Genomic DNA, 22,277 nt, shown 5'->3' with positions numbered 1-22,277 from the left:
TCTAGCCGTGCATCGGATGGCTGTCCGCTCACGTACAGAAGTGCATGCGTGGCCGTCGGTGCAGCCGGTTTGCTGCACCACCAACGGCCCCCGCATCATCGTCCGCAGGGCGGTCAGCCCCGCCGCAACACAGGGTCATCCCTCCGTTGCTGCGGGCCGGCGGCTCCGTCATCAATGCCATCTGTCCGACCATCCGAGCCGCGCCATGTCCGAGTCGAGCGTGCTGTCGAAATTCTCCGCCCCCGCGATCATCCGGCCGCGTGCCGCGCGCCTGCTGGCCGCTGCCGCACTGGCGGTTACCACGGCGACCGCCGGGGCCGGCGCCAGCGCCGAACCGGTGCTGCCGGCACCGCTCGACCCCGACGTCTTCACCGGCATCCTCAAGGCCTACAAGAACTGCCGCGCCAAGTACGCCGAGATGGACGCCCGCGTCGACGCCGCCGGGGTTCGCGACGGCAGCTACTACCGGGTGCCCGGTTTCCCGTACTTCCGGACCGATCGCTACGCGGCCTCGTACAAGGACGAGGTCAAGGGGCTCGACGACACTGCCGGCTGGATGCGGCGGATGCGCGAATTCGACCAGGAAGCGCGCGAATTCGAATACCGCAACCTCGGCATGTCCGAACAGGAAATCGGCACCTGGCGCTACGACCTGCTGGCCTGCGGCGGCGGCCTCGCCAGCCTGGAGATGTTCGAGGACGACAACCTGGCGTTCCTGCGCCGCCAGGTCGTGCCGGGCAGCGAGTACCGGCCGAAAGCACCGCCGCTGACCGAGCAGCAGCGCAAGGCCGTCGCCACGCACGACGCCGATGTCCGCAAGCGCTTCAGCGGCGCGTTGCCGACCAGCCCGGCCGACACCACCCTCACGCTGTGGACCGCGACGCCGGTCGAGGACCTGCGCCTGATCGAAGCCGGCTACGGCAAGGCCGTGCCGGACGAACTCGGCGTGCCGGCACTGATCGAATCGCAGTGGCGCGCGTTCGCCGAACGGCATGCGCCGGCCCTGTGGATCGAAACCGCCGGCGTGCGTGACCAGCCAGGTGCGCCGGTCGTCCGAGATGGCGCGTTTACCGTCGATCCGGCGCAGCCGCGCTTGCACTACTACATCACCTTCACCCGCCTCGGCGGCCAGACGCTGACCCAGCTCAACTACTTCATCTGGTTCGCCGGCCGCGAAGGCAACAGCGGCGCGCTGGACAGCCTGATCTGGCGCGTCACCCTCGACACCAACGCCCAGCCGCTGATCTACGAAAGCGTCAACGCCAGCGGCCGCGATCACCTGTGGTTCGCCGCCCAGCCACTGAAGCGCCGTCCGGCCCGCTCGAAGGCCGACGACAACGGCCCGCTGTTCCCGCAGGCCGAACCGATCACCGGGTCGGTCGCCCTGCGGCTTTCCGCCGGCAGCCATGCCCTGACCCGGGTCGTTCCGCTGGCCACCGCCAGCGCTGCCGGCACAGCGGGCAACGCCTACCAGCTGCGGCACTACGAAGAGGTATTCACCTTGCCGGCCGGCGACGGCAAGACCCGCAGCCTCTACGACGTCAGCGGCGTGATCCCCGGCATCCGCGACGATGAGCAGGCCCGACTGGCCGGCGATCGGGTCGTCGCACCCGGCGCGCTTCACGTGCTCGGCCGAGTGCCGACCGCCGTTGCCGGCAGCCGGCATTTCGACGACGCCGACCGCCTCGAACAGCTGCTGACCGTGCCGCCGGTCAAGCACGCGGCCCTGCGCTGATCGCGCGATCATCGACAGCGCAGCGGGCACTTTCGACACGCTCTAGACCGGCCCGATCGCCATCGGGCCGGCCTCGATCAAGTCGCCAGCAAAGCCTGGATCCGGGCCGCGCTCGGCGAGCCCTGGGCCTTGAGTTCCTGCGCGAACAGCGCGATGCGCCATTCCTCGATCAGCCAGCGGGCCGGGTGGAACGGGCCCTTCAGATGCTGGGACACGGCGCGGATCTGCTTGAGCATCTCCAGATCGCGCTGCGGCTTGTGCGGCAGGCGTTCGGCGCGGATCGTCGCCGCTTTCAGATAGACCGCGATGCGCGGCCAGGCCTCGTCCGGAATCTGGTCGATGAAGCCAGGCGCGAACAGGGTCTGCAGCTGCTGGCGCAGATCGGCATTGGCGTCCGGCCAGGGCTTGGCGGTGGCATCCAGCTTCTTGCGCAACTCCATGCCGGCCACCAGCCAGGCGCAGACTTCTTCCAGCCGCTTGACCGCCTCGCGACCGAACTCGCCGCGCTTGGCGAGTGCGGCATGGAACGCAGCTTCGTCGCGGATCGCCGCCGGATTCCAGTAGCTGCGCGCCGCCCGTTCGGCAACCCGAAGCGCCAGCTGTTCGGCGGATAGCCCGGTCTGCGCCAGCGAGATGCCGAGCTTGGCGCGAGCGGTCTTCGCCAGATCCTTGAGCCGGTCGGCGACCCGGGCCAGCAGCAGCGCCTGGGTGCCGATCGCATGGGCCTGGTTCGCGGCCTCGGCAGATTCGAACAGCTTCAAGCCGATGCGCTCGTTGGCACTGACTAGGGCCGGATAGGCGCGGGCGCCACTCACTTCGATGAACGTCGGCATCGCGCCGAAATCCCAGTCGAGCACCACGTCGCGCGTCCAGCGCTTCGCCTCGGGGCTCGCCTCGGCGCGCTTGCCGAGTTCGGTACGGGCCGCGCCGCCGAAGCGCTGCTGCAGCGCGACCAGCGACTCCGCTTCGCCGATCGCCTTGCCGTCCGCCCCGACCAGCACCAGCCGTGGCTTCAGGTGCGCCTCAAGCTTGGGCAGCGCGAAATCCTCCGGCTTCAGCTGCACGCCGTTCATGTCGCGGAACTTCGCGCAGATCGCATCGAGCAACTCGCCTGACGCCGGATTCGCGGCATTGGCGATCGCGTTCGCGTACTCCGCAGCCGGCGTGCACAGCCGGCGCAACTGCATCGGCAAGGAGCGGATCAGCGCTTCGATCTTGGCTGGCAGGAGGCCGGGCACCAGCCAGTCGAAGCGCGCAGCTGGTAGCTGGAACAGGGCGGCGATCGGAATCTCGAAGGTCACGCCGTCCTCATCCGCACCCGGCTCGTGCGAATAGCTCAGTTCGATGCGCTGCCCGGCAAGATCCAGATGATCCGGGAACAGGCTGGCGACGTCGGCGTTGGCGCCAGGCTTCAGCGCGTCGGCTTCGGCCATCGTCAGCTGGCGCTGCGCGGCCGGCTCCTTGCGCAACCAGTTCTTCAGGCCGACCGTGGTGCAGATATCGGCCGGCAGCAAGGTGTCGTAGAAGTCGAAGAACTGCGCGTCGTCGGCAAGCAGGTCCGGGCGGCGCAGCCGCGCTTCCTTGTCGCGAACGTCGTCACAGAGCGCGAGGTTCTTCTCGAGGAAGGCCGGTTTGTTCGGCATCTCGCCGCGCACCAGCGCTTCGCGGATGAAGATCTCCCGCGCATGCGCCGGCTCGTCGCGGCCGTAATGGCGGGCGCGCCGCAGCACCTGCATGCCGAACAAGGTGACCACTTCCATCGCCGTGACTTCGCCGCGTTCGGCATGCCAGACCGGGTCCTGCAGCACGCGCTTGACCAGATGCGGCGCGACATCGGCGAGCCATTCCGGCTGGATCTCGGCATTGACGCGGCCGAACAGCTGGCTGGTCTGCGCCAGCTGCGCGCTCATCATCCACAGCGGCGGCTTCTTCGAAAGGGTGGAGCCCGGAAACACCTTGAAGCGCCGGCCTCGGGGACCGTTGAAATCCGGCTTCTCGCGATCCTTCTGGCCGATGTGATCGATCAGGCCGGCGAGCAGCGCCTTGTGGATGTCGGGATAGAGCTTGTCGAGCGGCTGGTCGGTCTTCGGCTTCTGGGCGTCATCCTTGCCCAGCATGTCGACGATCTGCTTGTGGACCGACTCCCATTCCTCCAGCCGCAGGTAGCTCACGAAATGCTCCTTGCAGACTTTCCGCAGCTGGCGATTGGAGCTGGCCGCACTCCACTGCTGGTAGCGCGCCCACAGGTTCAGCAAGGTGAAGAAATCGGACTTCGGATGCCGCCACTCGGCGTGCTTGAGCCGTGCGGCGTTCTGCTGGTCCGGCGGCACCTCGTGCGGGTCCTGCACCGAGAGTGCGGCCGCCAGCACCCAGACATGCTCGCGATACGCGGTGCCGCGTGCGGCGACCGCGATGCGCGCGATGCGCGGATCGAGCGGCAGCCGGCCGAGATCGCGGCCGAGCGGGGTGATGCGCTTGGCGTCATCGAGCGCGCCGAGCGTCTGCAGCAGCCGGTAACCCTCGGCGATGTGACGGCCTTCCGGCGCATCGAGCCAGGGGAAATCGTCGACATCACCCAGACCGAGCGACGCCATCTGCAGGATCACGCCGGCGAGGTTCGAGCGCAGGATTTCCGGATCGGTGAACGCCGGCCGCGTCTCGAAGTTCGGCTGATCGTAGAGCCGAAGGCAGACGCCGGGGCCGACACGCCCGCAGCGGCCGGCACGCTGATTCGCCGCAGCCTGCGAGACGTTCTCGATCTGCAGCTGCTGCACGCCGAGGCGCGGCGAGAAGCGGTTGATGCGCGCGGTGCCGGTGTCGACGACATAGCGGATGCCAGGCACGGTCACCGAGGTTTCGGCAACGTTGGTAGCCAGCACGATGCGCGGCGCACCGCCGCTGGAGAACACCTTGTCCTGTTTCTCCGCCGGCAGCCGCGAGTACAGCGGCAGCACCTCGGCGCGCGGGAAGCGGCCGGGCAGGCTGCGGGCGAGATCATTGATCTCCCGTTCCCCCGGCAGGAAGACCAGGGTGTCGCCGACGCGGCCGGACTGCCACAGGCTGTCGATGCCGTTGGCGACCGCGCCTTCAAGATCGTCATCCTGATCCGGTTCGCGGTAACGCATCTCGACCGGATAGGTGCGGCCTTCGACCAGCAGGATCGGCGCGGGCTCGCCGCGCGCATTGGCGAAGTGCCGGGCCAGCTTTTCCGGATCGAGCGTGGCCGAGGTGATGATGACTTTCAGTTCCGGCCGGCGCGGCAGCAGCCGCTTCAGCCAGCCGAGCAGGAAGTCGATGTTGAGGCTGCGCTCGTGGGCCTCGTCGATGATGATCGTGTCGTAGGCCAGCAGCTCGCGATCGCGGCTGAGTTCCGCGAGCAGGATGCCGTCGGTCATCAGCTTGATCAGGCTGCGCTCCGACATCCGGCGATCGAAGCGCGTCTCGAAGCCGACCAGCTCGCCGACCTTGCCGTCGAGTTCGGCGGCGATGCGGTTGGCGACACTGCGTGCCGCCAGCCGGCGCGGCTGGGTATGGCCGATCAGGCCGCGCGTGCCGCGGCCGAGTTCCAGGCACAGCTTTGGCAACTGCGTGGTCTTGCCGGAGCCCGTCTCGCCGCAGACGACAACGACCTGATGGTCGCGGATCGCGGTGATCAGCTCGTCCTTGGCCTGCACCACCGGCAGCTCGGCCGGGTAGCGGATGGTTTCCGGACGCAGCCGCGCACGGTTCTCGGCGGCCAGCAGGGCGGCTTCGACGTCCTTCTCGAAACGAGCGACGTCGAACTTCGGGTTGTTGCGCGCGCCCGCCATGGTGCGCGCCAGCCGCGCGGCATCGCGCAGCAGCAGCTGGTCGCGGATCAGGTCGAAACGGGCTTGCAGCGAGGGCGTGGCGGTCACGGGCGGCGGCACAGCGGGAGCGGCCGCCATGATACGGCAGCCCCCGTGCGTGCCGGCCGCTTGCGCGATCGGCTCCCGGCGCGTGAAATCGCGCCCTGATCACGGCAGGGCGAGCGGGCATGAAGGTACTGGTCACCGGCAGCAGCGGCCATCTGGGCGAAGCGCTGATCCGCACGCTGCAGGCGCGCGGCGACGAGGCCGTCGGCATCGACATCAAGCCGTCACCGTTCACCGATCGCGTCGGCTCGATCGCCGATGCCGCCTTCGTTGCCGCCTGCATGGACGACGGCATCGACGCGGTGCTGCATACCGCGACGCTGCACAAGCCGCACGTCGAAACCCACACGCGGCAGCAGTTCGTCGACACCAACATCAGCGGCACGCTGAACCTGCTCGAAGCCGCCGTAAAAGCCGGCGTGCGTGCCTTCGTCTACACCAGCACGACCAGTGCCTTCGGTGCCGCGCTGACCCCACCCGCCGATGCACCGGCGGCGTGGATCACCGAGGCCGTGATGCCGGTGTCGAAGAACATCTACGGCGCCACCAAGCTGGCTGCCGAAGACCTCTGCCAGCTGTTCCATCGCCTGCATCGGCTGCCATGCGTGGTGCTGCGCACTTCGCGCTTCTTCCCGGAAGCGGACGACGACAGCACTGCCCGTGCCGCCTTTGCCGACACCAACCTGAAGCTCAACGAATTCCTGCATCGCCGGGTCGAGATCGAGGACGTGGTCGGCGCCCACCTGCTGGCGATCGAGCGGGCAGCGGCGATCGGCCACGGCTGTTACATCATCAGCGCCACCACGCCGTTCCTGCCGGCCGATGCCGCAGCACTGCGCCGCGATCCGGCGGCCGTGCTGCGCGAACGGCTGCCGCAGTACGCAGCGGAATATGCGCGCTGGGGCTGGCGGATGGCCGACAGCCTCGACCGCGTCTACGACAACCGTCTGGCGCGCGAGCAGCTGGGCTGGCAGCCGCGCTGGGATTTCGCGGCGCTGATCGCCAGGCTGGCGCGCAACGAGGACTGGCGCAGCCCGCTGGCGCTGGTCGTCGGCCGCAAGCCGTATCACGATGCGCCGCCCGCCGGGCCGGGCCCGTATCCGGTTGGCACCGGTCCTGCGTCAGCGCGCTCCTGATTCTCTTCCTGGCTCCACTCATGCCGAACCCTGCCCGCGTCATCGCCGATGATGATTCGCTTCTGCCGCCCCGCGTCCGTCGCTTCGCTCCGACGTCGGGGGCGCGCCGGTGAAGGCCTTCGTCCGCGGCGATCTCGATGGCTTCGTCGGACTGGCGCTCGACAACCTGGTGCTGCTGCTGCTGATTTCCGGGCTCGGCCACTTCGTGCTCGGCTTCGACGATGCGCTGCTGCTCGGCACCGTGCTGCCCGGGGCGGCGGTGTCGCTGCTGGTCGGCAACCTGTTCTACGCCTGGCAGGCGCGCAAGCTGGCCGCGCGTGAAGGCCGCGACGACGTCTGCGCGCTGCCGTTCGGGCTGAACACGATCACCGTGTTCTCGTTCGTGTTCCTGGTGATGCTGCCGGCCAAGCTCGCGGCGATCGCCGCCGGCAGCGCCGACCCGGCCCGCGCCGCCTGGCAGGCCGGGCTGCTGGCCTGCTTCGGCACCGGCGTCATCGAATTCGCCGGCGCCTTCGTGGCCGGCTGGGTGCGCCGCCACACGCCGCGTGCAGCACTCTTGTCGACACTGGCCGGGCTGGCGCTGGCCTTCATCGCGCTCGGCTTCCTGATGCGGGCGTACGCGCACCCGCTGATCGGCATCGTCACGCTGACGGTGGTGCTGATCGGCTACTTCGGCCGCGTCCGCTTCCGGGGCGGGCTGCCGGTGGGCGTCGTGGTACTGCTGCTCGGCATCGCCCTGGGCTGGACGCTCGGGCTGGCGCCGACCGGCCCGCTGCCGCCGCCGGCGCGGCTGGCGCTGCCGGTGCCGGTGCTCGGCGCGCTGCGGGACAGCCTGCGCTTCGAGCAGTTCATGGCCTACGCGGCGGTGATCGTGCCGATGGGCCTGATCTCGGTGGTCGGCTCGATGCAGAACCTGGAATCGGCGGAAGCCGCCGGCGATCGCTACGACACCCGCTCGTCGCTGGCCGTCAACGGCATCGCCACCCTGATCGCCAGCGCCTTCGGCTCCTGCTTTCCGACCACGCTGTACATCGGCCATCCGGGCTGGAAGGCGATGGGCGCCCGCGCCGGCTACTCGACCCTGAGCGGACTGTTCATTGCGCTGCTGTGCTTCAGCGGCACGATTGCCCACGTGGCCTGGGCGGTGCCGATCGACGCCGGCATCGCGATCCTGCTGTGGATCGGCATCGTCATGAGCGTGCAGGCGTTCGATGCAACGCCGAAGGCGCACTTCCCGGCCGTGGTGGTCGGCCTGCTGCCGGGGCTGGCGATGTGGGGGGCCTTGATGCTGAAGGCCGGCCTGCGCGCGGCCGGGGCCGGCACCGAAGGCGGGCCGGGCATCACCGAGGCACTGCTGCCGGCCTTCCATGCGGCGGACGTCTGGGCCGAAGGCGCGTTCGCGCTGGAGCAGGGCGTGGTGTTCAGCGCGATGATCCTGTCGGCGGCGACGGTGGCGATCATCGAGCGCCGCTTCGTCACCGCCGCCATCTGGATGGGGGTCGCCGCCGCGCTGTCGGCCACCGGCCTGATGCACTCGTTCCGCTACACCGGCGCTGACACCAGCCTGAGCTTGCAGCCGGCCTGGCCGTTCGTGATGGCTTATCTGGCGGCGGCCGGCGTGCTGGTCGCAACCCGCTGGCTGACCGTGCCGGACGACGGGCCGTCAGCGCACTGAGTCGGTGGCAGCCGTGACAGCGGCCGTGGCCGGGCGCTGCCATTCAGGCGGCATCACCAGCACTTTCAGGCGGTCGATCAGACGACCCGGGCGCAGCACATCGCGCCACATGTCGGCGAACTCGTGGAAATTCAGGGTGATCGCGTTGTAGCTAGTCGGCTGGCGCTGGGCGATGCCGTAGTCGACCCGCTCGCCCTCCGGCTCGAACGTGCCGAACCAGCGGTCGAACAGGATCAGCGCGCCGCCGAAGTTCTTGTCGATGTACTGCGGATTGCGGCCGTGGTGCACGCGGTGATGCGAGGGCGTGTTGAACACGTATTCGATCCACGGATGCAGCTTGTCGACCACTTCGGTGTGCACGAAGTACTGGTAGGCGAGGTTGACGCCGTACAGGAAGAACACCACCGACGGATGCACGCCGAGCAGCACCATCGGCATCCAGAACAGCCACCAGCCGGTGATCGAGTACAGCAGGCTCTGGCGCATCGCCGTGGTCATGTTCATCACGGTGCCGGTGTGATGGACGACGTGGGCGCTCCAGAACCAGCGGATGCGATGGCTGCCCCGGTGGAACCCGTAGTAGCAGAACTCCACGGCGAATAAGATCGGCACGATGGTCCAGCCATTGACCGGCAGTTCGTCGATCAGCCGGTGCTGCCAGAACCAGGCGACGGCCGCCGCCGTGACCAGCGCATGGGCGATGACCTCGAAGACCTGGTACGCGCCGCCGAGCATCAGGTTGGCGACGATCTCCTTGATCTGGAACGGCTCGCGGCGGCCACGACCGCGCATCACCTGCCATTCGATCGCGAAGGCGATCAGGAACAGCGGCGTCATCGCGGTCAGCACCACCTGCTTCCAGTCGATGTGCGGGCCGAACATCGTGTCGATCAGTTCCATCACCACGGCGCTATCTCCTCGTCGTTATGGCGTGGATTTTCGACCGATTCCGCTTGCGCGGCTTGATCGTCCACCGCCATTCTTTTGATCTTTCACGCCACCGCCGGACCGACGCGCCGCCGATGCAGGGACAGGTTTCCGCCACCTACGTGCGCCTGCTGCACGAATACCTCGCGCGGCGTGGCCACGACGCGCAGGCGGTGCTGGGCGAAGCCTTGCCGACCGATGACGGCAGCGGGCTGCTGCGCGTGCCGGTGACGCACTGGGCGGCGCTGCTGGCGCGGGCCGATGCCGTGCTGCAGGAACCGGCGCTGGGGCTGAAGGTCGGCGCCGGCATCCAGCCGTCGCACTTCGGGCTGCTGGGCTACCTGACGCTGTGCAGCGCCACGCTGGGCCAGGCGCTGGCGCGGCTCGCCGATTACGAACGGCTGGTCTACGACGTCAACCAGGTGCGGGTGACGATGCTGGCCGAGGGCGTGGCGCTGGAATGGGGCGACGAGCGCGGCCGGCCCGGCCAGCGGGTCGACGAATGCGCGATCGCGGCGCTGGTCGCTTATGCCCGCAACATCACCGCGCAGCCGGATGCCGCGCCGGTGGCGGTGCGCTTCATCAATCCGGCGCCCGCCGATGTCGGCCCGTACCACGCGTTCTTCGGCTGCCCGGTCGGCTTCGCGGCCGCCACCACGCAGGTGCTGCTGTCGCCGACGCTGATTGCCGCGCCGCTGCGCCAGCCCGATCCGGCGCTGCACGCGCTGCTCGATGCCCAGGCGCGGGCGCTGCTGGCGCGGCTGCCGCCGGCCGACGATTTCGAGCGCCGGCTGCGCGAAACGATGGCCGCCGGCCTGCGCTCCGGCGACGCCAGCCTGGCGGCCTGCGCGACGCGGCTGCACTGTTCGGCACGAACGCTGCAACGGCGGCTGGCGGCTGCCGGCTCGACGTTTCAGCGGGCGCTCGATGACACTCGCCGGCAGCTGGCGGAGTCCTGGCTGGCGGATTCCCGCCTGAAGCTTGCCGAGGTGGCGCAGCTGCTCGGCTACACCGACCAGGCCGCATTCACCCGTGCGTTCCAGCGCTGGACCGGCATCGCGCCCAGTCATTGGCGCCGGGGCCAGCGCTGATCGCCGACCGCCCCGCGTTGTATCCGCGCCGCTCGGGTCGTAAAATCATATTTGAATAACGTTATGCAATTTATTCATAAGACTCCCCCGACGCGACACCCGCCATGATCTTCCGCCAGTTCTTCGACCCGGTTTCCAGCACCTACACCTACCTCATGGCCTCCGGCCGGGGGCGCGAGGCCGTGATCATCGATCCGGTGAAGGAGCAGGCCCATCACTACCTCGCCGCCATCGACGCGCTGGAGCTGCGGCTGGTCCGTGCCATCGACACCCACACCCATGCCGACCACATCACCGCGCTCGGCGACCTGCGCACCGCCACCGGCTGCGTGACGATCATGGGCGAGTTCACCAAGGCCAGCTGCGTGTCGGAACAGATCCGCGACGGCGAGACGCTGAACGTCGACGGCATCCGCCTGCAGGCGCTCTACACGCCGGGCCACACCGACGAATCGTTCAGCTTCGTGCTCGACCCGGCGCATCCGGAAGCCGTGTTCACCGGCGACGTGCTGCTGATCCGCGGCAGCGGCCGCACCGATTTCCAGGGCGGCGACCCACGCAAGAGCTGGGATTCGATCGTCAACCGGCTGTTCCGGCTGCCGGACACGGTCACCGTCTATCCCGGCCACGACTACAAGGGCTGGAATGCCTCCTCGATCGGCGAGGAAAAGCGCCACAACCCGCGCCTGGCCGGCAAGACCGAGGCCGAGTACGTGGCGATCATGAATGGCCTGAACCTGCCGAACCCGAAGCTGATGGACATCGCGGTGCCCGCCAACCTGGCCTGCGGGAATGCCTGAGGCCGTGGCCGATGACAACGCCGGGCCCGGCTGGCTGAAGCTGTTTCCGCTGCTCGCTGATCTGCGCCGCAGCGGCCCGTCCGACCTTGCGCAGGACGGCCTGGCCGGCACCATCACGGCGATCCTGCTGATTCCGCAGGCGCTGGCCTATGCGCTGCTGGCCGGGCTGCCACCGGAAGTCGGCCTGTACGCCAGTGTCCTGCCGGTGATCGTCTACGCCCTGCTCGGTTCCAGCCGGGTCCTGGCGGTGGGGCCGGTGGCAGTGGCGGCGGTAATGGTGTCGGCGGCCCTGATTCCCTATGCCGGCAACGATCCGGCCCGCTACCTGACCGGCGCGCTGATGCTGTCGGGCTTAAGCGGCGTGATCCTGCTGGCGATGGCGGCACTGAAGCTGGGCTGGCTGACCCATTTCATCAGCCACCCGGTGCTGTCCGGCTTCACCACCGGCGCGGCGCTGTACATCATCGGCACCCAGCTCTCCGGCCTGACCGGCATTCCGGTGCCGCGCGATGCCGGCGCCGACGGCATTGTCCAGGCCCTGTTCCTGGGCCGCGACCGGCTGAACCTGCCGACGCTGGCCTTCGGCCTCGGTGCGATGACCCTGCTGTTCGCCGCCCGTGCGCCGCTGCAGCGGCTGCTGACCGGCTTCGGGCTGAAACGCGAAACCGCCGGCAGCATCGGCCGCACCGCGCCACTGCTGCTGGTGATCGCCAGCACGGTGCTGTCGTCGGCCTTCGACGCCCACGGCAGCTGGGCAGTCGCCGTGGTCGGCGAAATTCCGCACGGGCTGCCCCGGCTGTCGCTGCGCGTCCTGGCCGAAGACGGCTGGCAGCGGCTGCTGGCGCCGGCGGCGATGATCGCGATCATCGGCTACGTCGAAAGCATCTCGGTGGCCAAGGCGCTGGCCTTCCGGCGGCAGGAGAAGATCGACCCGGACCGCGAACTGCTGGCGCTCGGCAGCACCAACCTGATCGCGTCTGTCGCCGGTGCGATGCCGGTGGCCGGCGGCTTCGCCCGCTCGATGGTCAACTACGAGGCCGGTGCGCGGACCCAGCTGGCGGCAGTGGTCACCGCGCTGTGGGTGGCGCTGGCGGCGCTGCTGTTCACCGGCCTGCTGGCGCCGCTGCCGAAGGCGGTGCTGGCGGCGATCATCGTCGTCGCCGTCTGGCAGCTGGTGGATTTCTCCAGCCTGCGTCACAGCTGGCGCTACGACCGCGGCGATGGCGCCGCCCAGGCGGCAACCATCGCCGGCGTGCTGGCGCTCGGCGTGGAAGGCGGATTGATGATCGGCGCCGGGCTGTCGCTGCTGCTGTTCCTGTACCGCACCAGCCGGCCGCACATCGCCGTGGTCGGCCAGGTTGGCGACAGCGAACATTTCCGCAACGTGCTGCGTCACGAGGTGCGCACCTGGCCGGACCTGCTGCTGATGCGCATCGACGAGACGCTGTACTTCGCCAATGCGCCGCGCGTCGAATCGGAGCTGCAGGCCCACATCGTCGAAGCCAGGCAGCCGAAGGACGTGGTGCTGGTGATGTCCGGCGTGGCCTATGTCGACACCAGCGGACTCGACGTGCTCGAAGGTCTGGAGCAGGCGCTGCGCCAGAACGGCAGCCGGCTGCACCTGGCCGAGGTCAAGGGCCCGGTGATGGACCGCCTGGCCGGCACCGACTTGCTGGCCGCGCTCGGACCGCAGCGGGTGCACCTATCGGCGCACCGCGCGATCGCCGCGATTCGTGCGCTCGGGAGATGATTTGGTGACATAATTTTTACAAATCCCCGTCCTTGGAGTGTGCGATGAAGCGGCAACTCGTTCTGGCAGTGCTTGGCGTCATGATCGGCTCTTCCGCACTGGCCGATCCGGCCCCGGGGCACATCGACTGGAACTACGACGGGGATCACGGCCCGAAGCACTGGGCCGAGCTGGCGCCGGACTTCGGCGAATGCGCGCGCGGCAAGGCTCAGTCGCCGATCAACATCAGCCACGCCACGCCACGCGCCGATCTGCCGGACCTCGACGTCCACTACCACACGGCGCCGCTGCGCATCCTCAACAACGGCCATACCGTGCAGGTCAACGCGCCGGACGACGACACGCTGAGCGTCGGCGATCACCGCTATCACCTGGCGCAGTTCCACTTCCACACGCCATCCGAGGAACACCTCGACGGCAAGACCTACGCGATGGAACTGCACATGGTTCATCGCGACGACGAAGGTCACCTGGCGGTGCTCGGCGTGATGATCCGCAACGGCAAGCGGAATCCGGCGCTCGACCATGTGCTGAGCCACCTGCCGAAGGACGCCGACGGCGACCACGACGTCGACGATGTCGTCGATCCGGCCTCGCTGCTGCCGAAGGATCTCAGCTACTTCTATTACGAGGGCTCGCTGACCACGCCGCCATGCGCCGAGCACGTCGCCTGGTATGTGCTGGAACACCCGATCCAGGCCTCCAAGCAGCAGATCGCCAGCTTCAAGAAGCTGTACTCGCACAACGCGCGGCCGATCCAGCCGCTGAACGCGCGCACCGTCTACGCCCATCGCGCACACGCGCCCGCGCACCCGTAAGGGCGGACCGGCGGGGGTCGATCAGCGCGACCGGCGGCGCTTGCCCGGCCGGTCGGCTTCGGTCGCCGCCTGGCCCAGCGACCGCGCGACCTCGACGAAGGCGCGCGGGATCGCGGCATCGTCGAAACGGCGGTGGATGATGCACAGCGCCACCGTCGCCCGGTCGGCCGGCGCCAACGGCACGTGGACGATGCCGGGAATGCTCAGACTGCGGCCGGATTCGGTGACCAGGCTCAGGCCCAGGTTGGAAGCCACCAGCGCGGCAGCGGTCAGGACATCATCCACTTCCTGGACCCGCTGCGGCGTCAGCCCGCGGTCGTGGAACAGGCGCATCAGGTAGTCGATGAAACCGGGCCTTGGTGCCCGCGGATACAGCACCAGCGGCTCGCGCGCCAACTCGGCCAGCGACAGGCTGGCGCGCTTCGCCAGCGGATGACGCTCCGGCACCACGACCGACATCGGCTCGGTCTGGATCACTTCCCAGGCCAGATCCGGCTCCTCGGTGAAGAAGCGGTTGAAACCGACATCGATGCGCCGCTCGCGCAGCGCCTTCAGCTGGGCCGCGCGATCGAGGCTGTGCAGCACCACCTCGACATTCGGCAGACGTTCGCGGAACGCGCGGACGATCTTCGGGATCGCGCCGAGCACCGCCGAGCCGAACACGCCGACATCAAGCCGGCCGATGCGGCCCTGACCGGCCAGCTTTACGCGCTCGCCGGCCTGCTGGGCCAGTGCCAGCAGGTTGCGGGCTTCCTCGAAGAACAGTTGGCCGGCCGCCGTCGGTTCCACGCCGGCGGCGCTGCGCACCAGCAGCTGCACGCCGAGCGATTCCTCGAGCATCTGCACGTGGCGCGTCAGCGGCGGCTGCGAGATATGCAGCTTCAGCGCGGCCGCCCGGAAACTCTTCTGCTCCACCACGGCCACGAAGCAGCTGAGCCGGCGGAAGTCCATGAAACTCGAAGCCATGCGCGGAAGCCCTGATTTCAGCAGTGGGCGATGCCGATCTTGTATCACCCGGAGCGGCCAAAGGTATTAGACGGATACCGCCCCCGCCACTAGTTTCGATGCCGCCACCGATGACAGCGCAACTCCGTAGAGGCGACTTCCGATGCCGATCATCCAGGTCAACATGCTTGAAGGCCGCAGCACGGCGCAGAAGCGCGACCTGCACGCGGCCCTCAGCCGGGCAGCGGTGAGCGCGCTGGGCGTGCCGGCGGAGTCGGTCCGCGTGCTGATCCACGAACTCGGGCCGGAACACTTCGCGCTGGCCGGCATCACCGCCGGCGAGCTGCCGCTGTCGAAGCGCCGGCGCGACACGGCCACCGTCGTGCCGCCTGCGATCGACGCCATCACCCGGTAGCGACACCGCCGATCCGCCGGCAGAAGCGGACGGCGCCACGCGATGAGGAGAACCGCATGACCGCAACAAGCACCCGCCTGCCGCCGGGCTTCGAGGCGCTGGAGGCCTTCGTGCCGTACTGGTCGCTGGACACCAACGACCAGCGCCGGGCGGCGCGCTCCACCGCCGCGATGGACGACATCCAGCGCTTCTACGACGCCATCGTCGGCTGCGCCGAGCAGGCCATCGTCCACTGCGAGCAATTCGCGCTCGGCCAGATGCCACCCGCCAGCGAGCGGCTGTTCAAGCTGCTGCTGGCGATGAACCACGCAGCGATCGCGGTGGAGATGCACGGCCAACCGCGCGCCCACGATTCGACGTGGCCGAGCGCGGTACGGATTTCCCAGGGCCCGTGGCCGCATGGCGGCCGGATCTGAGACGGAGCAGACCGACATGAGCGCAGTGATCGATAACCCGGCGGCCGGCAGGCACGTCATCGACGAACGCAGCTTCACCCTGGCCGCCGGCCTCGGCACCGGCCCGGTACCGGTGGAGCCGTACCGCTCGCCCGAGTACTTCGAGCTGGAACGCGAGCGCGTGTTCAAGCGCGCCTGGCTGTGCATCGGCCGGGTCGAGCAGCTGCCGCAGCCGAACAGCTACTTCACCAAGGACATCGAGATCTGGAAGGCCTCGGTGCTGGTGACACGCGACAAGCACGACAAGATCCGCGCCTTCCACAACGTCTGCAGCCATCGCGGCAATCTGGTGGTCAATCAGACCTGTGGCGTCGCCGAACGGCTGGTCTGCCGCTATCACAACTGGCAGTACCGCAACGACGGCGACCTGATCGGCGTGCCCGACCAGAAGCATTTCTTCGATCTCGACAAGAAGACCTGCGGCCTGACGCCGATCAGCTGCGAAGTCTGGGAAGGCTTCATCTTCCTCAATCACCAGCGCCAGCCGGAAGTGTCGCTGGCCGAATTCCTCGGCCCGTTCGGCACCCGCTACGCCGGCATTCCGTACTTCAATCTCGACGAGACCATCGTCATCCAGGCCGATTTCAAGGCCAACTGGAAGCTGATCGCCGACGCCTTCGCCGAGCCTTACCACGTGCCGAGCCTGCACCCGGCGACGCTGGCGCCGGGCTTCGCCCATCCCGAGGAGAACCGCTACGCGCGGCCCCTGAGCGCGATGGCGCACGGCATCCACCGGCACTTCTCCGCCTACGGCAACCCGCACTACGTGCCGGCGCCGACGTCGAAGGTCGAGGCGCTGGTCTACGTGCAGGACACCGGCGGCGTGCTCGGCGGCGACGCCAGCGACAACGCCGCGGCGCTGACCGCCCACCCGGCGATCAACCCGACCAAGAATCCGAACTGGTCAGCCGATGTCACCTGGATCTTCCCGAACTTCAACATCGACTACTCCACCGGCGGCTTCTGGACCCACGAGTTCTGGCCGGTGGCCCACGACCGCACGCACTGGACGCTGAAGATCTACATCCCGAAGACGATGTCGATCCGCCATCGCCTGCAGCTGGAGCACTACGCCTGCCGCTGGGCCGAGGTGGTGCTGGAGGACGTCACCAACTGCGAGCGCATCCAGCGCGGGCTGGAGAGCGGCGCCAAGGACACGATGATCCTGCAGGACGCGGAAATGCTGATCCGCCACTCGCTGCACGTGCTCGACCGCTGGGTGAAAGCGGATCGGGTCGCCGACGCGCTGCGCTGACACGCCTCGATCCCATACAACGACGGCGGCCGGACCCGGCCGTCGCGATCAGGAGAGCCCCGCATGACCCACGATGAACGCCGCGCCACCGCTGCCGATTCCGTTGCCGCCGACACGACCCTGCCATCGCGACGCGCCGTGCTGAAAGGCCTTGCGGCCGGTTCGTTCGCCGCGTCCGCCGCGCTGCTGCCGGCGCCGGCCGAAGCAGCCGCAACCGACCCGAACTGGGTGGCCGAGGCCGATGTGCTGATCGTCGGCAGCGGCGTGGCCGGCACAGCGGCGGCGCTGGCCGCTGCCAGCCGCGGCGCCAGCGTGATCATGCTGGAGAAGCTGCCGTTCAAGGGCGGCACCACCGCCAAGTCCGGCGGCGTGTTCTGGATTCCGGACAACGCCTGGCTGAAGTCGCAGGGCGTGGCCGACACCCGCATCGACGCGCTGCGCTATATGGTGCGGCTGGCGCATCCGCAGCGGTATCTGGCCAGCGATCCGCTGCTCGGCATCAGCCAGCCCGAGTTCGATCTGATCGCCGCGTTCTACGACCACGGCAGCCGCGTGGTCGACACGCTGGTCGCCAGCACCGGCCTGAAACTCGTGCCGTGGACCACTTGGGAAGGCAAGGCCTATCCGGACTACTACTCGGACCTGCCGGAAAACACCGTGCGTCGCGGCCGCTCGCTGGTGCCCGATGTCAGCGGCCATCCGGAACGGGTGATCTGGCCGAACGGCGGCGGTGCCGGCGAATCGCTGCTGTGGCAGCTGCAGCAGGGCTTCGACAAGCTGCCGATCCAGCTGCTGCTCGATCATGCGGTGCTCGATGTCACCCGCGATGCCGGCGGCACGATCAGCGGCCTGCGGGTCGATCGCGGCGATGCCGCGCCGGTCGCCTTCAAGGCGCGCCGCGCGGTGGTGTTCGCCAGCGGCGGCTTCACCCACAACCCGGAGCTGGCGCGCAGCCATCTGAAAGGCCACATCTGGGGCGGCTGCGCGGCACCCGGCTCGACCGGCGACTTCATCGGTATCGCCCAGCGCGCCGGTGCGGTGCTCGGCAACATGAGCAACGCCTGGTGGGGTCAGGTGCCGGTCGAAGTGGCGCTGAAGACGCGCAGCGTGCCGGTCGATGTCTGGTCCGCGCCAGGCGACAGCATGATCCAGGTCAATCGTCACGGCCGCCGCTTCGTCAACGAGAAGATCCAGTACAACGAGCGCACCCAGGCCCACTTCATCTGGGACCCGGTGCGGGGCGAATACCCGAACCTGCTCGGCTTCATGATCTGGGACGCGCGCACCGCCAAGCACTACGCCGGCTACGACCCGATTCCGGCCGCGAACGCCAGACTCGATCAGATCATCGAGGGCGCCACGCTCGAAGCGCTGGCCGCCAACATCGAGGCGCGGCTGGCGAAGATCGCCGCCCACACCGGCGGCCTGGCGCTCGACAAGGCTTTCCTGCGCAACCTGCGCGCCAGCATCAAGCGTTACAACGCGGCGGCGAAGAAAGGCGTCGACGAGGACTACGCGCGCGGTCAGGCGACGATCGAGATCGCCTTCCAGTTCATGAATGCCGCGAAGGCGCCGAACCCGTATCCAAACATCACGATGCACCCGATCGCCGACCGTGGCCCGTACTACGCGGTGATCCTCGGCGCCGGCACGCTCGATACCAAGGGCGGCCCGGTGATCAACCCGAAAGGCCAGGTACTCGATGCCCGGTCGCAACCGATTCCGCGCCTGTACGCGGCCGGCGACTGCATCGCCAGCCCGGCCGGCGCGGCCTACTGGGCCGGCGGCGGCACCATCGGCCCGGCGATGACCTTCGGCTATCTGGCCGGCGCGGCTGCGGCCGGCGAGGGCGTCCGGACATGAGGCGGCGACTGGCCGCATTGATGCTGCTGATCGCCCCGTCTGCGGCGATCGCCGACAACAACGACGCAGGCATCAGCTTCAGGACGCAGGTGCAGCCGATCCTCGACGCCCAGTGCGTGTTCTGCCATGTCACCGGTGCCGAGAACGGCGGCCTGAATCTCGGCCGCCGCGTCGCCCGTGCCTCGCTGCTGGCGGCGAGCAGCGAAGCGCCGATGCCGAGAGTCACGCCCGGCTCGGCGGCGCAGAGCTACCTGATCCACAAGCTGCGCGGCACCCAGCTGAGCGCGGGCGGCAGCGGCAACCGGATGCCGATGAACGATCCGCCGAGGCCGCTCGACGATGGCCAGCTGACGCTGATCCAGCGCTGGATCGAGGCCGGCGCGCCGGACAACTGAAGCCGCGCGGCTACAGCCCCAGCGCCTGCTTCAGCCGGCCGCTGACCTGCGGGCTCGCGACCAGCGAGGCCTGCTCGGCTGCCAGCTGCACGTGCGGCGCCGGCGCCGGCGCCATCGTCTGGCGAATCAGCCGCCGAGTTTCGCAGGCGGCACGGCCTGCGGCGATCAGCGGCCGGACCCGCTCCAGCACGGTGTCGACAAACGCGACGTCGTCGCCGTCGATGATCTCGCTGTAGATGCGGAGCTGCTGTGCAGCCGCCGGCGTGATGGCATCGCCCGGACTTCCACCGCATCGGTGAGCAATCGTCGGCAGCCAGGTTCCCGCTGACGACCGCGCCCCCGCCGCTCCTCGAACTGTGCGGCCCATCACAGAAGCGCAGTCGTGTCGTGCCGTTCACGCAACACCTCGCACCCGACTGCCCCATGATGGCGGCGCCGGCTTGCAACGCGACTTGCGTCACGTCACATCGGATCGGATCGGGGGACTGACTTTGATCATGAACGCCTGGCAAGGCTATCGAGACGAAGGTCAGCGAGCACTGCAGCTTTTGCCATCCGATCGCCAACTGTCATGGCCGGCACCTGCATCCGGACCTGGGCACTTCACGTAACGCATCAGCTGTCACGCCGTTTCGTTTTTCTGACACCTGATTCACGACAACCGGCTCGCCGGCCCCGCAACTTCTTCCGCTTCGGACTCCAGGGAAACTCCAATGGCCTCTGTCATTGCTCCACGTCTCCTGCCTGCATTGCTGTGCAGCGTCCTGCCGCTGGTGATGCCCGCCGCACATGCGGCCGGCGCGGAGCCGGACCCGTTCGCGATCGCCCCGCAACGAGACGCCTCGCTGCGCAGCGAGGTGACCAGCGCGCCATTCACCGTCTACGGCCTTGATGTCGATGCGCCGATCAGCGTCTCCGCCGGCAGCTACAGCATCAACGGCAGCGCGTTTTCGTCCGGCGTCGGCCTGGTTCGCAACGGTGACAGCATTCGGCTCAAGGCTGAGGCCGCCGAGAATTTCGGCGAGACCCGCAGCATCGCCGTCACCGTCGGCAGCGTCACCAGCCCCTTCGTGGTCAGTACCGTCACGCGCCGCGCGACACCGGACCTGTTCCGCTTCTCGCCGGTCCTCGGCGCCGCGCCGGGGCTTGAGTACTTCAGCGACGCCGTCACGGTGTCCGGCATCAATACGGCGGTGCCGGTGTCGATTGCCGGCGGGCTGTACAGCATCAACGGCGGCGCCTGGACGGCCGCCGAGGGGCAGGTCGTCAGCGGCGACGCCGTCCGCGTTTCGGTGATCGCCGCCACCGCGCCGGCCAACAGCGCCACGGCGACGCTGAACATCGGCAATCGAAGCGCGCCGTTCTCGGTCGTCAACGACGGCGCCGACACCGTCCCCAACCCGTTCCAGTTTTCCGGCCCGGTCAACGGCCTGCCGACCATGGGACAGACCAGCAGCACGATCACGGTGTCGGGCATCGCCGCACCAGCGCCGATCGCCAGCCCCGACGGAACACCGTTCCAGATCAATGGCGGGCCGTTCTCGTCGCTGCCGGGCGTCGTCAATGCCGGCGACAAGGTGGCGCTGTATGTCACGTCGGCCGCGCTGTTGAACGAACTGCGCAGCGGCTCGATCACCATCGGCGGCGTCGGCGCCACGTTCTTCGTGCGAAGCGATGCCGCCATCGACCAGGTGCCGGACGCCTTCGCCTTCCGCGCCGCCACCGTGCCCCCGGGAACCGAGGTGATCAGTTCGCCGGTGCTGGTCGGCAACATCAATTCGGCGACGCCGATCAAGGTCAGCGGCGCCGACTACAACATCAACGGCGGAGCCTATACGGCGCTGGAGGGCATGGTGATGCCCGGCGACCTGGTCACCCTGAAGATGCTCGCCGCAGCCACCTCCGGGCAGGCCCAATCGGCCACGCTGACGATCGGCAGCGGCATCAGCAAGTCCCGGCAGGCGACCTGGAAGGTCACCGCCAAGACGCCGAGCGCGCCGAACGCCTTCAAGCTCGTCAACGCCGATCTGTACGCCGGTGGCGTGGTTCCGCCGGGCAGCATCGTCACCACCCAGCCGGTGGTGGTCCGCAACGCCCGCAAGGCCGTTGCGGTGAAAGTCACAGGTGGCTACTACAGCATCAACGGCGGGCGCTACGTGTCGACCGACGGCACCGCCATCAATGGCGACTCGATCACCGTGCAGGCGAAGGCGGTCGCCGAATATGGCAAGAGCGCGACCGTCAAGCTGAGCCTCGGCTCGCAGTCGTCAAGCCTCACCATCAGCACCTCGGCGGACCCGGTCGCCGCGACGAAGTCCGCGTTCGACGGCGTGACCGGCTACATCTACCGCGCGCTTTCACCCGTGCCGCTGCGCGTGTTCGTCGCTTACCCCCCTGGCTGGACAGCGCAGGATCGCAGGGCCGCTCGCGTGCAGTTCTTCGGTGGCGGCTACAACCACGGCGACGCCGAATCGGCGATCGGCGCCGCCCGGAGCTGGGCCAAGCGCTCGGGCTATGTCGGCATCGCGCCGGACTATCGGGTCAACGACCGCTTCGGCAGTTCGCCGGTCGCCATTGCCGACGACAACCGGCTGGTCATCAAATGGGTCATGGACAACGCAGCCATGCTGGGCGTCGACCCGCTGCGCGTCGTCGTCGCCGGCGGTTCCTCGGGCGGCGGCAGTGCCTTCTTCGCTGCCCTGCCGGAGCCGCCGGCAACGACCGATCCGGCCAGCACGCCGCCGTTCCCGGTGGCGGCCGTATCGATCCGCAGCGGCGCCATCGAGGTCGGCGTCGGCGACGGGACCTTCGCTTCGCCGAGCACCGACTACTTCTTCCCGGTTTCCAACGCGATTTCGCCGGCGCGCAACCTGAAGGCCGGCATGCCGCCGGTCATCATGATCCACGGCAATGCCGACGAGCAGGTGCCGCAGTCGACCACGATCGCCGCCTGCAGCCAGATCCGCCAGCTGGGTATCCGCTGCCAGTACAAGAGCGTCGCGGGCGGCCGTCACCGGCTGTCATCGAGCGCAACCGAGCAGGCCGACCGCGACGACGAAGCCTTCATGACCTCCATCGGCGTGCTGCCGTCGCTGCGCTGAGGCCGGGCTGCCTGTGGTGACGC

Annotated in this window: 17 protein-coding genes; 13 read left to right on the top strand and 4 right to left on the bottom strand. The window is 68.6% G+C overall.

The window, feature by feature from the left end; genetic code table 11:
- Positions 1 to 205: 205 nt before the first annotated feature.
- Positions 206 to 1,735, top strand: coding sequence for a hypothetical protein (locus ACTIGJ_RS08860; RefSeq protein ID WP_439639939.1), 1,530 nt, complete (start codon positions 206 to 208; stop codon positions 1,733 to 1,735).
- A 77-nt stretch (positions 1,736 to 1,812) separates the two neighbouring features.
- Here ACTIGJ_RS08860 and hrpA read toward each other — a convergent pair whose 3' ends face one another.
- Positions 1,813 to 5,631, bottom strand: coding sequence for an ATP-dependent RNA helicase HrpA (hrpA, locus tag ACTIGJ_RS08855; protein ID WP_439639938.1), 3,819 nt, complete (start codon positions 5,629 to 5,631; stop codon positions 1,813 to 1,815).
- Positions 5,632 to 5,750: 119 nt separating this feature from the next.
- On the opposite strand from hrpA, the gene ACTIGJ_RS08850 reads away from it, so the two are divergent.
- Together ACTIGJ_RS08850 and ACTIGJ_RS08845 are read left to right on the top strand one after the other, a co-directional pair.
- Positions 5,751 to 6,764 (top strand): NAD-dependent epimerase/dehydratase family protein, encoded by a 1,014-nt coding sequence (locus ACTIGJ_RS08850; RefSeq protein ID WP_439639937.1) that lies wholly within the window; start codon positions 5,751 to 5,753, stop codon positions 6,762 to 6,764.
- 109 nt (positions 6,765 to 6,873) lie between these two features.
- Complete coding sequence (locus ACTIGJ_RS08845; RefSeq protein WP_439639936.1) at positions 6,874 to 8,439, top strand: NCS2 family permease; 1,566 nt, start codon at positions 6,874 to 6,876, stop codon at positions 8,437 to 8,439.
- Here ACTIGJ_RS08845 and ACTIGJ_RS08840 read toward each other — a convergent pair.
- Complete coding sequence (locus tag ACTIGJ_RS08840; RefSeq protein WP_439640048.1) at positions 8,428 to 9,339, bottom strand: sterol desaturase family protein; 912 nt, start codon at positions 9,337 to 9,339, stop codon at positions 8,428 to 8,430. The two genes, ACTIGJ_RS08845 and ACTIGJ_RS08840, sit on opposite strands and share 12 nt — an antisense overlap.
- Before the next feature lie 122 nt (positions 9,340 to 9,461).
- Between ACTIGJ_RS08840 and ACTIGJ_RS08835 the strand changes: the two genes are divergently transcribed.
- The 4 genes from ACTIGJ_RS08835 to ACTIGJ_RS08820 all read left to right on the top strand — a co-directional run bounded on the left by ACTIGJ_RS08835 (position 9,462) and on the right by ACTIGJ_RS08820 (position 13,825).
- Entirely contained in the window at positions 9,462 to 10,457 is a 996-nt protein-coding gene (locus ACTIGJ_RS08835) for an AraC family transcriptional regulator (protein WP_439639935.1), read from the top strand.
- A gap of 104 nt (positions 10,458 to 10,561) precedes the next feature.
- Entirely contained in the window at positions 10,562 to 11,257 is a 696-nt protein-coding gene (locus tag ACTIGJ_RS08830; RefSeq protein ID WP_439639934.1) for an MBL fold metallo-hydrolase, read from the top strand.
- Positions 11,250 to 13,007, top strand: coding sequence for a SulP family inorganic anion transporter (locus tag ACTIGJ_RS08825; protein WP_439639933.1), 1,758 nt, complete (start codon positions 11,250 to 11,252; stop codon positions 13,005 to 13,007). The genes ACTIGJ_RS08830 and ACTIGJ_RS08825 overlap by 8 nt, the downstream gene beginning before the upstream one ends.
- A gap of 44 nt (positions 13,008 to 13,051) precedes the next feature.
- Positions 13,052 to 13,825 (top strand): carbonic anhydrase, encoded by a 774-nt coding sequence (locus tag ACTIGJ_RS08820; RefSeq protein WP_439639932.1) that lies wholly within the window; start codon positions 13,052 to 13,054, stop codon positions 13,823 to 13,825.
- Between the two features lie 21 nt (positions 13,826 to 13,846).
- Here ACTIGJ_RS08820 and ACTIGJ_RS08815 read toward each other — a convergent pair whose 3' ends face one another.
- Positions 13,847 to 14,791, bottom strand: coding sequence for a LysR family transcriptional regulator (locus tag ACTIGJ_RS08815; RefSeq protein ID WP_439639931.1), 945 nt, complete (start codon positions 14,789 to 14,791; stop codon positions 13,847 to 13,849).
- Positions 14,792 to 14,933: 142 nt separating this feature from the next.
- Here ACTIGJ_RS08815 and ACTIGJ_RS08810 point away from each other — a divergent pair, with 142 nt between their 5' ends.
- The 5 genes from ACTIGJ_RS08810 to ACTIGJ_RS08790 all read left to right on the top strand — a co-directional run bounded on the left by ACTIGJ_RS08810 (position 14,934) and on the right by ACTIGJ_RS08790 (position 19,153).
- Positions 14,934 to 15,185, top strand: a complete 252-nt coding sequence (locus ACTIGJ_RS08810; RefSeq protein WP_439639930.1) for a tautomerase family protein — start codon at positions 14,934 to 14,936, stop codon at positions 15,183 to 15,185.
- A gap of 56 nt (positions 15,186 to 15,241) precedes the next feature.
- A complete protein-coding gene (locus tag ACTIGJ_RS08805) occupies positions 15,242 to 15,601 on the top strand; it encodes a hypothetical protein (protein ID WP_439639929.1) in 360 nt (119 codons plus the stop codon).
- Between the two features lie 16 nt (positions 15,602 to 15,617).
- Positions 15,618 to 16,895 carry an aromatic ring-hydroxylating oxygenase subunit alpha gene (locus ACTIGJ_RS08800; protein ID WP_439639928.1) on the top strand — a complete coding sequence of 426 codons (1,278 nt, stop codon included), beginning with the start codon at positions 15,618 to 15,620 and terminating at the stop codon, positions 16,893 to 16,895.
- 63 nt (positions 16,896 to 16,958) lie between these two features.
- On the top strand, positions 16,959 to 18,758 hold the full coding sequence (locus tag ACTIGJ_RS08795; RefSeq protein ID WP_439639927.1) for an FAD-dependent oxidoreductase: 1,800 nt from the start codon (positions 16,959 to 16,961) through the stop codon (positions 18,756 to 18,758).
- On the top strand, positions 18,755 to 19,153 hold the full coding sequence (locus tag ACTIGJ_RS08790; RefSeq protein ID WP_439639926.1) for a hypothetical protein: 399 nt from the start codon (positions 18,755 to 18,757) through the stop codon (positions 19,151 to 19,153). The genes ACTIGJ_RS08795 and ACTIGJ_RS08790 overlap by 4 nt, the downstream gene beginning before the upstream one ends.
- Before the next feature lie 10 nt (positions 19,154 to 19,163).
- Here ACTIGJ_RS08790 and ACTIGJ_RS08785 read toward each other — a convergent pair whose 3' ends face one another.
- Positions 19,164 to 19,520 (bottom strand): hypothetical protein, encoded by a 357-nt coding sequence (locus ACTIGJ_RS08785; protein ID WP_439639925.1) that lies wholly within the window; start codon positions 19,518 to 19,520, stop codon positions 19,164 to 19,166.
- 382 nt (positions 19,521 to 19,902) lie between these two features.
- Between ACTIGJ_RS08785 and ACTIGJ_RS08780 the strand changes: the two genes are divergently transcribed.
- Positions 19,903 to 22,254, top strand: a complete 2,352-nt coding sequence (locus ACTIGJ_RS08780; protein WP_439639924.1) for an alpha/beta hydrolase — start codon at positions 19,903 to 19,905, stop codon at positions 22,252 to 22,254.
- The last annotated feature ends 23 nt before the right edge of the window (positions 22,255 to 22,277 follow it).

The sequence above is a fragment of the Nevskia sp. genome (genome assembly GCF_051860985.1).
In the GTDB taxonomy this organism is placed as follows: domain Bacteria; phylum Pseudomonadota; class Gammaproteobacteria; order Nevskiales; family Nevskiaceae; genus Nevskia.
Note: the sequence above shows the minus strand (reverse complement) of the source record. Positions and strands in the feature narration are given on the sequence as shown.

What these genes read in the sequence shown, in the direction of transcription:
- ACTIGJ_RS08860 (WP_439639939.1), top strand. Translation starts at nt 206, where the DNA reads ATGTCCGAGTCGAGCGTGCTGTCGAAATTCTCCGCCCCCGCGATCATC.
- ACTIGJ_RS08850 (WP_439639937.1), top strand. Translation starts at nt 5,751, where the DNA reads ATGAAGGTACTGGTCACCGGCAGCAGCGGCCATCTGGGCGAAGCGCTG.
- ACTIGJ_RS08840 (WP_439640048.1), bottom strand. Translation starts at nt 9,339, where the DNA reads ATGGAACTGATCGACACGATGTTCGGCCCGCACATCGACTGGAAGCAG.
- ACTIGJ_RS08835 (WP_439639935.1), top strand. Translation starts at nt 9,462, where the DNA reads ATGCAGGGACAGGTTTCCGCCACCTACGTGCGCCTGCTGCACGAATAC.
- ACTIGJ_RS08830 (WP_439639934.1), top strand. Translation starts at nt 10,562, where the DNA reads ATGATCTTCCGCCAGTTCTTCGACCCGGTTTCCAGCACCTACACCTAC.
- ACTIGJ_RS08825 (WP_439639933.1), top strand. Translation starts at nt 11,250, where the DNA reads ATGCCTGAGGCCGTGGCCGATGACAACGCCGGGCCCGGCTGGCTGAAG.
- ACTIGJ_RS08820 (WP_439639932.1), top strand. Translation starts at nt 13,052, where the DNA reads ATGAAGCGGCAACTCGTTCTGGCAGTGCTTGGCGTCATGATCGGCTCT.
- ACTIGJ_RS08815 (WP_439639931.1), bottom strand. Translation starts at nt 14,791, where the DNA reads ATGGCTTCGAGTTTCATGGACTTCCGCCGGCTCAGCTGCTTCGTGGCC.
- ACTIGJ_RS08810 (WP_439639930.1), top strand. Translation starts at nt 14,934, where the DNA reads ATGCCGATCATCCAGGTCAACATGCTTGAAGGCCGCAGCACGGCGCAG.
- ACTIGJ_RS08805 (WP_439639929.1), top strand. Translation starts at nt 15,242, where the DNA reads ATGACCGCAACAAGCACCCGCCTGCCGCCGGGCTTCGAGGCGCTGGAG.
- ACTIGJ_RS08800 (WP_439639928.1), top strand. Translation starts at nt 15,618, where the DNA reads ATGAGCGCAGTGATCGATAACCCGGCGGCCGGCAGGCACGTCATCGAC.
- ACTIGJ_RS08795 (WP_439639927.1), top strand. Translation starts at nt 16,959, where the DNA reads ATGACCCACGATGAACGCCGCGCCACCGCTGCCGATTCCGTTGCCGCC.
- ACTIGJ_RS08790 (WP_439639926.1), top strand. Translation starts at nt 18,755, where the DNA reads ATGAGGCGGCGACTGGCCGCATTGATGCTGCTGATCGCCCCGTCTGCG.
- ACTIGJ_RS08785 (WP_439639925.1), bottom strand. Translation starts at nt 19,520, where the DNA reads ATGGGCCGCACAGTTCGAGGAGCGGCGGGGGCGCGGTCGTCAGCGGGA.